This is a genomic window from Microbacterium sp. 18062 (genome assembly GCF_902706225.1).
Taxonomy (GTDB): domain Bacteria; phylum Actinomycetota; class Actinomycetes; order Actinomycetales; family Microbacteriaceae; genus Microbacterium.
Map to the genome: position 1 here is coordinate 1 of NZ_CACSKB010000089.1, position 8,005 is coordinate 8,005.

Genomic DNA, 8,005 nt, shown 5'->3' on the forward strand with positions numbered 1-8,005 from the left:
GGGCGGGGCCGGGCTCCGGGGCCGGATCACGGGGAAGGCGAAGGCCCGGAACCTGGCGGGGTTCCGGGCCTTCTTCTGTGGGCGATACTGGGATCGAACCAGTGACCTCTTCCGTGTCAGGGAAGCGCGCTACCGCTGCGCCAATCGCCCGTAGAGCTACCGGCTTTTACCGGGAGTGAGAGGTGGCGACGGGATTCGAACCCGTGTAAACGGCTTTGCAGGCCGGTGCCTAGCCGCTCGGCCACGCCACCGTGTGTGGTTCGACCCACGCGTCGTGATCTCCCCTAAGGGAAAACCCCGCACTCGAGCGGATGACGAGACTCGAACTCGCGACCCCAACCTTGGCAAGGTTGTGCGCTACCAACTGCGCTACATCCGCGTGCTTTCCGATCTCTCGGGCACTTGAACGACTTTAGCCGAACTCCGCGTCGACGCAAAACCGGAGGCGGCTCGCGCGTGTCCCTGCCCGCTGCACGAGCGGGCGTTCCGCATCCGGTATGCTCGGTAACCGGCCCACGTGGCCGACGGGCGATTGGCGCAGTTGGTAGCGCGCTTCCTTCACACGGAAGAGGTCATCGGTTCGAGTCCGGTATCGCCCACAGAGAAGAACCCCCGGTCAGGCCGGGGGTTCTTCGTTTTCGCCGCTTCTGGTCTTTGCTTGCCAAGGCGGGGAATCACCCCGGAATCACCCCCACGGGCGGGACCGGGACCGTATGAGAAACTGAGCAGCCATGCGTCGCTCTGCGCGAAGGTCCGCTCAGTCCCGCAGGGATCGCGCCCACTCGATGATCACGGGCGAGAGTCCGTCCCGATCGCGCGCCCAGGTGAAGTGCGCGCCCGGCTTCGCCGTCGCCCGTGACGGAGTGTAGCTCATACGCGTGACGCGGGCGCGAGGCGCTTTCGCCAGCAGCGCGTCTGTCGCTGTACGAGGCGCCAGCACGTCGCCAGCCACGTCGATCGCGAGCAGCTCGCCGCGGTAATCTGCGATGGCCGCTTCGTAGTCGAACGTGCCACTTCCAGCGGCGTAGCGTCCAGTCGTCACAACACGAGACCAGTCGCGGATCACAGCCTCGGGCTGCCGGCCGCCAAAGCCCAGTCGGTCACCGGGCCAGTGACCCAGCGCCCGTGCCGCCCCGCCGATCGCCTGCGAGCCGAGAAGGTACTTCCAACGCCGGGTGCCGGGGAACGCCCGATGCCAGGCCGACCCGCTCGCCGCCAGCACGACGGGTGCCTCTGGGCAGAACCTCCCCGCGGCGATGAGACCGAGCTGCCCGCCGAGGCTGTGTCCGACGATCACCGGGTTCGCACGTGGCAGGTGCTCGCGGAGCGCGGCGAAGACGGCGGGCAGGCACTCCTCGACAAGGGCTGCGAAGCCGTCCAGCGGACGTGACGGCTCGGCCTGCACCCGGCGTGCAAGGAAGTCGACGCGAGCGAGCGCAGCCCCAGCGTTCAGCAGCTCGCCTGCGAGAGTGTCGTAGTAGCGAGCAGGCACGCCCATCGCGGGAAGGACCACGAGCACGACATCTGCGTGGGGTGTCCCACGCAGCTCGAACGACCATAGGCCACCCTCGCCGGAGACGGCGACGATCGGCTCATCCCCGTGCGCCGAAACGGGGCGTTCCGCCACCGTCACGCGCCGACCACCCATAGCGTTAGCCTGCCAGATCGCGGCGCTATCCTTGCGCTACAGACCGAGACCGAGACCGCGTCCGTTGTCTCGCGAGCGGCGAGGTTCTGCGCCGAAGCTCCCGATGTCGGGCAGCTTCTTCTTCCGCTCGGCGCTCGCCTTATTCGCGGCCCTATTGAGCACGTCGAGCGCGGCGCGGTCGGCGTAGTCGCCCAGGTGGTGCAGGTAGCGGGCGGTGATGGCGATCGAGCCGTGACCGAGCCAGTGCTGCACGGTCGTCAGCGGCACACCCTGGATGAGCCATTCACAGGCCGCGGTGTGTCGCAGATCGTGACGGGTGCGGCCTCGGCCGCTGGCCTCCCAGTTCGTCGCCCGGACGAACGAGGTGCGGTGGAGCTGCGCACCACGCGGACTGGTGAACAGCAGATCGGTCGAAGCCTTGCCCGCCGCGAAGCGGCGGATGACCGGCACCAGGTAGTCCGGCACCGGGACGTTGCGGCCCTTGCCCGACTTCGGCGCCTTCTCCGCCGAGCCTTCCGGCTGGTTGCGGATGACGTGGAGCATCGGCATCGGCACCTCCGCGAAGTCGCGCACCTGCGTCGCGCGCGCCTCGCCCCAGCGCAAGCCCGTGCGTCCGAGGACGAGCACGAGGTCGCCGTATACGGGGCTCAGTTCAGTGATGTCACTGACGACCTGATCGAACTCGGGTGCGGGCAGCGGGCGCATGTCCTCGCGGGCGCGGCGATCCTTCGGCGGCTTGGTCGAGGCGACCGGGTTGTGCGCCAGGTAGCCCTCCGAGACGCACCAACTGAAGAACGACGAGAGCGAGTTGCGGTAGCGGCTGACCGTCGTCGGCGCGAGGTCGCGCTTGCCGAGGTCGTCCTGCCATTTGGCGACCGCCGTCCCGTTCACCTTGACGACGTGGAGCTTGCGGAACCACAGCGGAAGCACGGGCTCGCGACTGCTCCTGCCGGAGAGCTGGCCTTCGGTCGGCAGCAGGTAGCGGTCAGTGTCCAGCGTCGTCTCGCTCACCCTGCCTTCGCGCTGCTCCAGCCACACGGGCAGCAGCGACTCGACCGAGACCTTGCCCGCGCTCGGGTCGTAGCCGTGCTCATCGAAGGTCGAGCGCTGACGACGCTCCCACTCGGCAGCGCCGCGCTTCGTCGTGAAGCGACGGGTGCGGACGACCTTGCCTGCAATCTTCAGCCGGCCCTCCCACTTATCCCCGCGACGCACCGGCATGAGCACTCCCCCTCCTCGGCAGACGCGGCTGCGCGGCCTGACGTGCCGCGAGCCACGCTTCGACATCGGCGGCGCGGTAGCGCGGCACGCCCTCGGCCAGCCAGTAGACGGCAGGCCCCTCCCCGGACTGCCGCCAACGGACCAGGGTGGACTTCGACACCGACAGCCAGGCGGCCACCTCGTCGGTGCGCAGCAGTTGATCCGCAACCTGGGCGGTTGTCGCTCTCGTCATCCGAATCACCTCATGCAATGGCAGTTACGCCACTCTACTACAGAAATGATGTTCTGGCTATTGCGTGAGCAAACCCCCAGAATCCGGTAGGCTCGACTGCATGGCAGAGGACTTGGAGGATGTCGAGCTGCTGGTGCCGGGCGACCTGCCCGCGGGCTGGCAGATGCCCGAACCGTCCCCGATCGATCCCGCACGCGACAGCGCAGAGGTCGACGCCGCCGTGCGCTACGAACAGTGGGTCGACCCCGAGCCGGGGCTGGCCCGCAGGCTGCAGTCGAGCCACAACAACATCGACTCCGGCCGCTGGTACCTCATCCAGCACGTCGAGACGAGAACGCGCGTCCTGCTGCGCCTCCAACGGCAGAACGTCCTCGACCAGCGACCGATGGGCGAGGTCCGGATCACCGGCATCACCTACCTCCCCGAGTGGGCCGGCGACCCCGTGGCGAGCCCCATCCTGCGCGAACTGCCGACCTCGAAGATCGAGGCCTCGATCAACCGACGCCAGTTCGCCGTCACCGGGACCAGCCACTTCCACGAGGGGAAGATGACCCTACCGAGCGGACGCACCCTCAAGTCGTCCGCGGTCATGAAGCCACTCGATGACCCGAAGCGAACGCCGGACTTCTACGAGCTGGTCGCGCTACAGCACACCAGACTCACCGACGACGGCGACCCGAACCCGACCGCGACGATGGCCCGCATCAGCAACGTGCCGCTCTCCACTGCGCAGGGCTGGGTCGCCCGAGCCCGCAGGAAGGGTCTCCTGCCGCCAGGTCGGCGCGGGCGCGCGGGATAACCGTTGCGACGTCCGCGACCGGGTATGTGAACTGCACTCGACCCCCTCGCGCGCAGGATCACGAATCGGCGTTCAGGCCCGTAAATACAGGGCAGAACGAGGGTGCGCCTGTGGATAACTACACCGAGATACGCGCACCTACACGTTGCTTAGCACCTGAGTTAGCACTTTTCAGCACCTAGAAGGCCACGCTGCGGGGGCGCGAACGTAGGCTGAGGGCGTGGTCGTGATTGCCGTCGTGTTCCCGGTCTTGCTGCTGCTCGCGGCGGTGCTCACGCAACTTGCCGGGAACGGAGTGCTGCCCCGGAACCGGGTCGCGGGTATTCGCGTGCGATCGACGTTGCGTTCTGACTCGGGGTGGGTCGCAGGCCACAAGGCCGCTGCCTCGTGGGGCTGGGCCGGGTTCGCGGTCAGCGCGGCGGCCGGCGTTGCAGTCTTGCTGCTGGACGGCACGATCGCCGTGGTGCTCGCCGTCGTCGTTGTTGTCGTTGCCCTCGTTGCGACCGTCGCCGTATCGCTCTACCTGGCGAGTCGTGCGGCACGAGCCGCGGGTGAATCGACACTAACGGCGGCCTAGCCTTCTCACGCCGCGCCGTAGGTGCGGTGGCGGCCGCATCCGATGCGAGATTGTGCGTCCCGGTGCCCGTGTCCGCAAGCCGCTTCGGGCATTGCGGGCCCGAGCCCCGCGACGCTTGCAGCAGGTATCGGATGGGGCGGAGAACTGGGACAAGAGCCCGTTCAGTTCGGGGGAGATTCCCTGGCCTGAGAGGATGGTCACATGATCGAGGTGGACGAGGTCGGCGTGACTGCGGGTGACGTGACACTCCTCGCGCCCATCTCGGTAGCCGCGCAGCGGGGTGAGGCGTTGATCGTGCGAGGCAGGAACGGGACCGGCAAATCGACCCTGCTGCGGGTGCTGGCCGGTGCCCAGAAGCCGTCGAGCGGGGTGGTGCGGATCGGCGGCGCTGCCGTGGCGCCGCGCGACCGTGGCTTCCGTAGCCGGGTCGCCGTGATGATCGGGCTGCCGCCGATGGCTCCCGACCTCACGGTATTCGATCACGTCCTCATGGTCGCAACGACTTGGCTGGATGACCCGGACGCGGCGGCGGAGCTGGCGCGCGGCGTGGTCGCGGAGTTGGGTCTGACCGCGCTGGGGCAGCGGTTCCCGCACGAGTTGTCGTCCGGGCAGACACAGTTGTTCGGCATCGCTCTGGTGCTCGCCCGGCCGTTCGAGGTGCTGATCCTTGATGAGCCGGAGCAGCGGCTGGACCCGGAGCATGTCGAGTCGGTGATCCGCGTGCTACGCGCGAGACGCGACGACGGGGCGACCCTGGTGGTCGCCACGCACAGTCCGGTCCTTGCGGACGGGCTGGCCGATCGGACACTCCGGTTGGATGCGGCGGCATGACCGGCCGCGCCTCGGCGGCGCTCGGCATCTGGCGTGCGCGCAATGTCCGCACCAGCGGGGATCGCGCGTTCTTGGTCTACATGGTTCTGATGGTCGCCCTTGTGACCGTGGCCCCGGTCGCGCGGGCTGTGTGGTTGAGCGTGACCAGCGCGGAGGGGATCGCGGTGTTCGCCTCGGACGCCGCGCCGGGAGTCACGGTGCTCGTCGTCGCGGGCCTGTGGGCGGGCGCGCTGCTGCTGGGTCGGGACCGTGGCCCGGCGTTGCTGGCCCCGTTCCCGACCCACGCTCTCGCCACCAGCGATCTGCCGCGGTCTGGCACGTTCAGCGGGCCTGTGCTGCGCGCTGGTGCGCTCGTGACCGCGCTGACCACGCTCGTCGCCGGGCTGATCGGCGGCAGCCTGATGAGCAGCGGGCTGGCGGCCCCGCTCGGTGCCGTGATGTTCACCGCGGCCGGTGCGCTCGTCGGCGTGGTCGCCACCGTCGCGTGGCTCGCCGGACAAGCGTTCCCGCGCGCTGCGGTGCCGGTTGCGCTCGGCGTCCTCGCGCTAGGGGCGGTCACCGCGGCGGTCCCGGTCATGCAGCCGTTCACCCCCTGGGGGTGGGTCGGGCTCGTGTATCCCGGCAGCGGAGCGCCGCACACCCTCGCCGCGCTGACTGCGCTGACCGCCCTGCTCGTCGCCGCCGTGCCGGTGCTGATGAATCGGCTCGGCCTCGCGGAACTGATGGCCCAGGCCGCGCGCTGGGACTCAGCGACCACCCACGCGACCGGCATGGACTTCGGCGCTGCCGCGACGATGTACCAGGGACGGCCCCACCTGGGTCGCCGCCTCCGCGCCGTCCGACCGATCCGGCATCGGTCAGCGGTGTTCCTGATCCGTGACGCGATCGGGGCTGTCCGAACACCTGGCCGGCTCATCGTCGGCGTCCTCGCGCTCGCCGTGGCCGGAACGCTCATCACGCTCGCGTTCGCGCCCGCCATGCCGGGCTGGGCGCTGGGGGCGGCAGCCGGCCTGATCCTGTTCGCCGGCCTCGGCCCGCTCACCGACGGCATCCGGCACGCCGCGAGCGTCGCGGCAGACCTTACCCTGTACGGGATCAGCGACGAACATCTGCTCGCCAACCACACACTTTTCCCCTTGGCCGTCATCGTCGTCGTGCTGCTCGCGGTCGTCGTCGTGTGCTCGATCGTGGCTGGCATCGGAGCCGCCGCGCCGCTCGCCAGCTCGCTCGCGCTCGGACTGCTCGCCCTCATCGCCCGCGTGAGCAACGCCCTGAAAGGCCCACTCCCGCCCGCGCTGCTGACCCCGATCCCGACCCCGATGGGCGACCTCGGCGCAGCCGTGAGGATGACCTGGGCTTTGGACGGCGTGCTACTCGCAGCATCGGCCGGCGCAGCGGCGGCCCTCGCATTCGAGTCACCTGTCCTGCTAATCGGCGTCACGGTCACCCTTATCGGAGTCGGCATCAACCGCTGGGGGCACCGAGGATAACCCGAGCCTCAACAGTCGATCTGCACCCTCAGCCCGACTGAACCGCCATCCGGTCCCACCATCGCAGCCCACGCTCCTGCCCGCCTATGCTCCCCGCGTGCGCTCGAACGCTCGCCTGATTCCCGACCTCATTCCCTTCCTGTTTCGAATGTGTCATGTCTCAGGACTTCGGTGACACTCGTACATCAACACATCGGTGACAGTTCCGGCCATCTTGGTGGTGACACTTCTGCGCTCGTATGGATCGAGTGCCGAAGAAGAATGCTCCTGTTGATCCCCGTGTCCGTCTCGCGATCGCTCGTTGGCCCGACGATGCCCCACGAGGGTCAGTGACGACGTTCTGTGCCGAGCACGGCATTACCCGCAAGACCTTCTACGCCATCCGCGCACGCGCTCGCGACGAGGGACAAGCCGCAGTTCTGGAACCCCGTTCCCGCCGGTCGAAGACCAGCCCGGGCAGGATCGCCGCCGAGACCGAGCGATTAGCGATCGAGGTGCGCGCCGCACTGGAAGCGTCGGGTCTGGACCACGGGCCGATCAGCGTCCACGACAAGATGCTCACTCTAAGCATGGCCGCCCCGTCGGTCGCGTCCCTCGCACGCATCTTCCGACAGGCCGGGGTCGCCCGCAAAGAACCTCGGAAGAAGCCGCGCTCGTCGTATCGCCGGTTCGTGTATCCGGCCCCGAACGCGTGCTGGCAGCTCGACGCGACCGAGTACGTCCTCGCGGGCGGCCGGAAGTGCGTGATCTTCCAGCTCGAAGATGACCACTCCCGCCTCGCTGTCGCCTCCCATGTCGCGACCGGAGAGACCACCGAGGGCGCTCTTGCCGTGGTGCAGAAGGGCATCGCTGCGCATGGGGTGCCACAGCGTCTCCTCACCGATAACGGCTCTGCCCTGAACACATCCCGGCGCGGCTGGGAAGGGCAGCTCACCGCCTACGTCACCTCCCTCGGCGTCGCAGCGATCACCGGCAGGCCAGGCAAGCCGACCACGCAAGGCAAGAACGAGCGCTTCCACCAGACCTTGTTCCGCTGGCTCGACAAGCAACCCCTCGCCAGTTCGATCGCCGAGTTGCCGGTGTCGCGCGTCAGAATGTTTGGCAGGGGTAGTTAGTTGCTGATGCAATGCCCCTATCGAAAGGTCTGAATCATGAGTCGTCCCCCGACGATCCCGGCGGAGAAGAAGCTCCGCATCGTGTTGTCCGT

General features: G+C 68.4%; 7 protein-coding genes, 4 tRNA genes and 1 pseudogene. 6 read left to right on the forward strand and 6 right to left on the reverse strand.

Annotated features, from left to right (window positions below; all coding sequences use genetic code 11):
- Window positions 1-78: 78 nt before the first annotated feature.
- The 3 genes from GVL03_RS18445 to GVL03_RS18455 all read right to left on the reverse strand — a co-directional run bounded on the left by GVL03_RS18445 (window position 79) and on the right by GVL03_RS18455 (window position 379).
- A tRNA-Val gene (locus GVL03_RS18445) sits at window positions 79-150 on the reverse strand.
- A 30-nt stretch (window positions 151-180) separates the two neighbouring features.
- Window positions 181-251: transfer RNA gene (locus GVL03_RS18450), tRNA-Cys, on the reverse strand.
- Between the two features lie 55 nt (window positions 252-306).
- Window positions 307-379: transfer RNA gene (locus GVL03_RS18455), tRNA-Gly, on the reverse strand.
- Between the two features lie 147 nt (window positions 380-526).
- On the opposite strand from GVL03_RS18455, the gene GVL03_RS18460 reads away from it, so the two are divergent.
- Window positions 527-599 (forward strand) — tRNA-Val (locus GVL03_RS18460).
- Window positions 600-757: 158 nt separating this feature from the next.
- Here the strand turns inward: GVL03_RS18460 and GVL03_RS18465 are convergent.
- From GVL03_RS18465 to GVL03_RS18475, 3 genes are read right to left on the reverse strand one after another with little or no spacing between them, the layout of a single operon-like run.
- Window positions 758-1,648 (reverse strand): alpha/beta fold hydrolase, encoded by an 891-nt coding sequence (locus GVL03_RS18465; protein WP_159502476.1) that lies wholly within the window; start codon window positions 1,646-1,648, stop codon window positions 758-760.
- 36 nt (window positions 1,649-1,684) lie between these two features.
- Window positions 1,685-2,869 (reverse strand): tyrosine-type recombinase/integrase, encoded by a 1,185-nt coding sequence (locus tag GVL03_RS18470; protein WP_159502477.1) that lies wholly within the window; start codon window positions 2,867-2,869, stop codon window positions 1,685-1,687.
- Complete coding sequence (locus GVL03_RS18475; protein ID WP_159502478.1) at window positions 2,847-3,101, reverse strand: AlpA family transcriptional regulator; 255 nt, start codon at window positions 3,099-3,101, stop codon at window positions 2,847-2,849. The genes GVL03_RS18470 and GVL03_RS18475 overlap by 23 nt, the downstream gene beginning before the upstream one ends.
- Before the next feature lie 100 nt (window positions 3,102-3,201).
- On the opposite strand from GVL03_RS18475, the gene GVL03_RS18480 reads away from it, so the two are divergent.
- The 5 genes and pseudogenes from GVL03_RS18480 to GVL03_RS18500 all read left to right on the forward strand — a co-directional run.
- Entirely contained in the window at window positions 3,202-3,900 is a 699-nt protein-coding gene (locus tag GVL03_RS18480) for a hypothetical protein (protein WP_159502479.1), read from the forward strand.
- Between the two features lie 220 nt (window positions 3,901-4,120).
- A complete protein-coding gene (locus GVL03_RS18485) occupies window positions 4,121-4,477 on the forward strand; it encodes an SdpI family protein (RefSeq protein ID WP_159502480.1) in 357 nt (118 codons plus the stop codon).
- A 201-nt stretch (window positions 4,478-4,678) separates the two neighbouring features.
- Window positions 4,679-5,308, forward strand: a complete 630-nt coding sequence (locus GVL03_RS18490; RefSeq protein WP_159502481.1) for an ABC transporter ATP-binding protein — start codon at window positions 4,679-4,681, stop codon at window positions 5,306-5,308.
- Window positions 5,305-6,798, forward strand: a complete 1,494-nt coding sequence (locus GVL03_RS18495; protein WP_159502482.1) for a hypothetical protein — start codon at window positions 5,305-5,307, stop codon at window positions 6,796-6,798. Before GVL03_RS18490 ends, GVL03_RS18495 begins: the two co-directional genes overlap by 4 nt.
- A gap of 329 nt (window positions 6,799-7,127) precedes the next feature.
- Window positions 7,128-7,874, forward strand: a pseudogene (locus tag GVL03_RS18500) (DDE-type integrase/transposase/recombinase); the annotation flags it as partial.
- Window positions 7,875-8,005: the final 131 nt, after the last annotated feature.

Excerpts from the sequence above, each read along its gene's own strand:
- GVL03_RS18465 (WP_159502476.1), bottom strand. The coding sequence starts at position 1,648 with ATGGGTGGTCGGCGCGTGACGGTGGCGGAACGCCCCGTTTCGGCGCAC.
- GVL03_RS18470 (WP_159502477.1), bottom strand. The coding sequence starts at position 2,869 with ATGCCGGTGCGTCGCGGGGATAAGTGGGAGGGCCGGCTGAAGATTGCA.
- GVL03_RS18475 (WP_159502478.1), bottom strand. The coding sequence starts at position 3,101 with ATGACGAGAGCGACAACCGCCCAGGTTGCGGATCAACTGCTGCGCACC.
- GVL03_RS18480 (WP_159502479.1), top strand. The coding sequence starts at position 3,202 with ATGGCAGAGGACTTGGAGGATGTCGAGCTGCTGGTGCCGGGCGACCTG.
- GVL03_RS18490 (WP_159502481.1), top strand. The coding sequence starts at position 4,679 with ATGATCGAGGTGGACGAGGTCGGCGTGACTGCGGGTGACGTGACACTC.
- GVL03_RS18495 (WP_159502482.1), top strand. The coding sequence starts at position 5,305 with ATGACCGGCCGCGCCTCGGCGGCGCTCGGCATCTGGCGTGCGCGCAAT.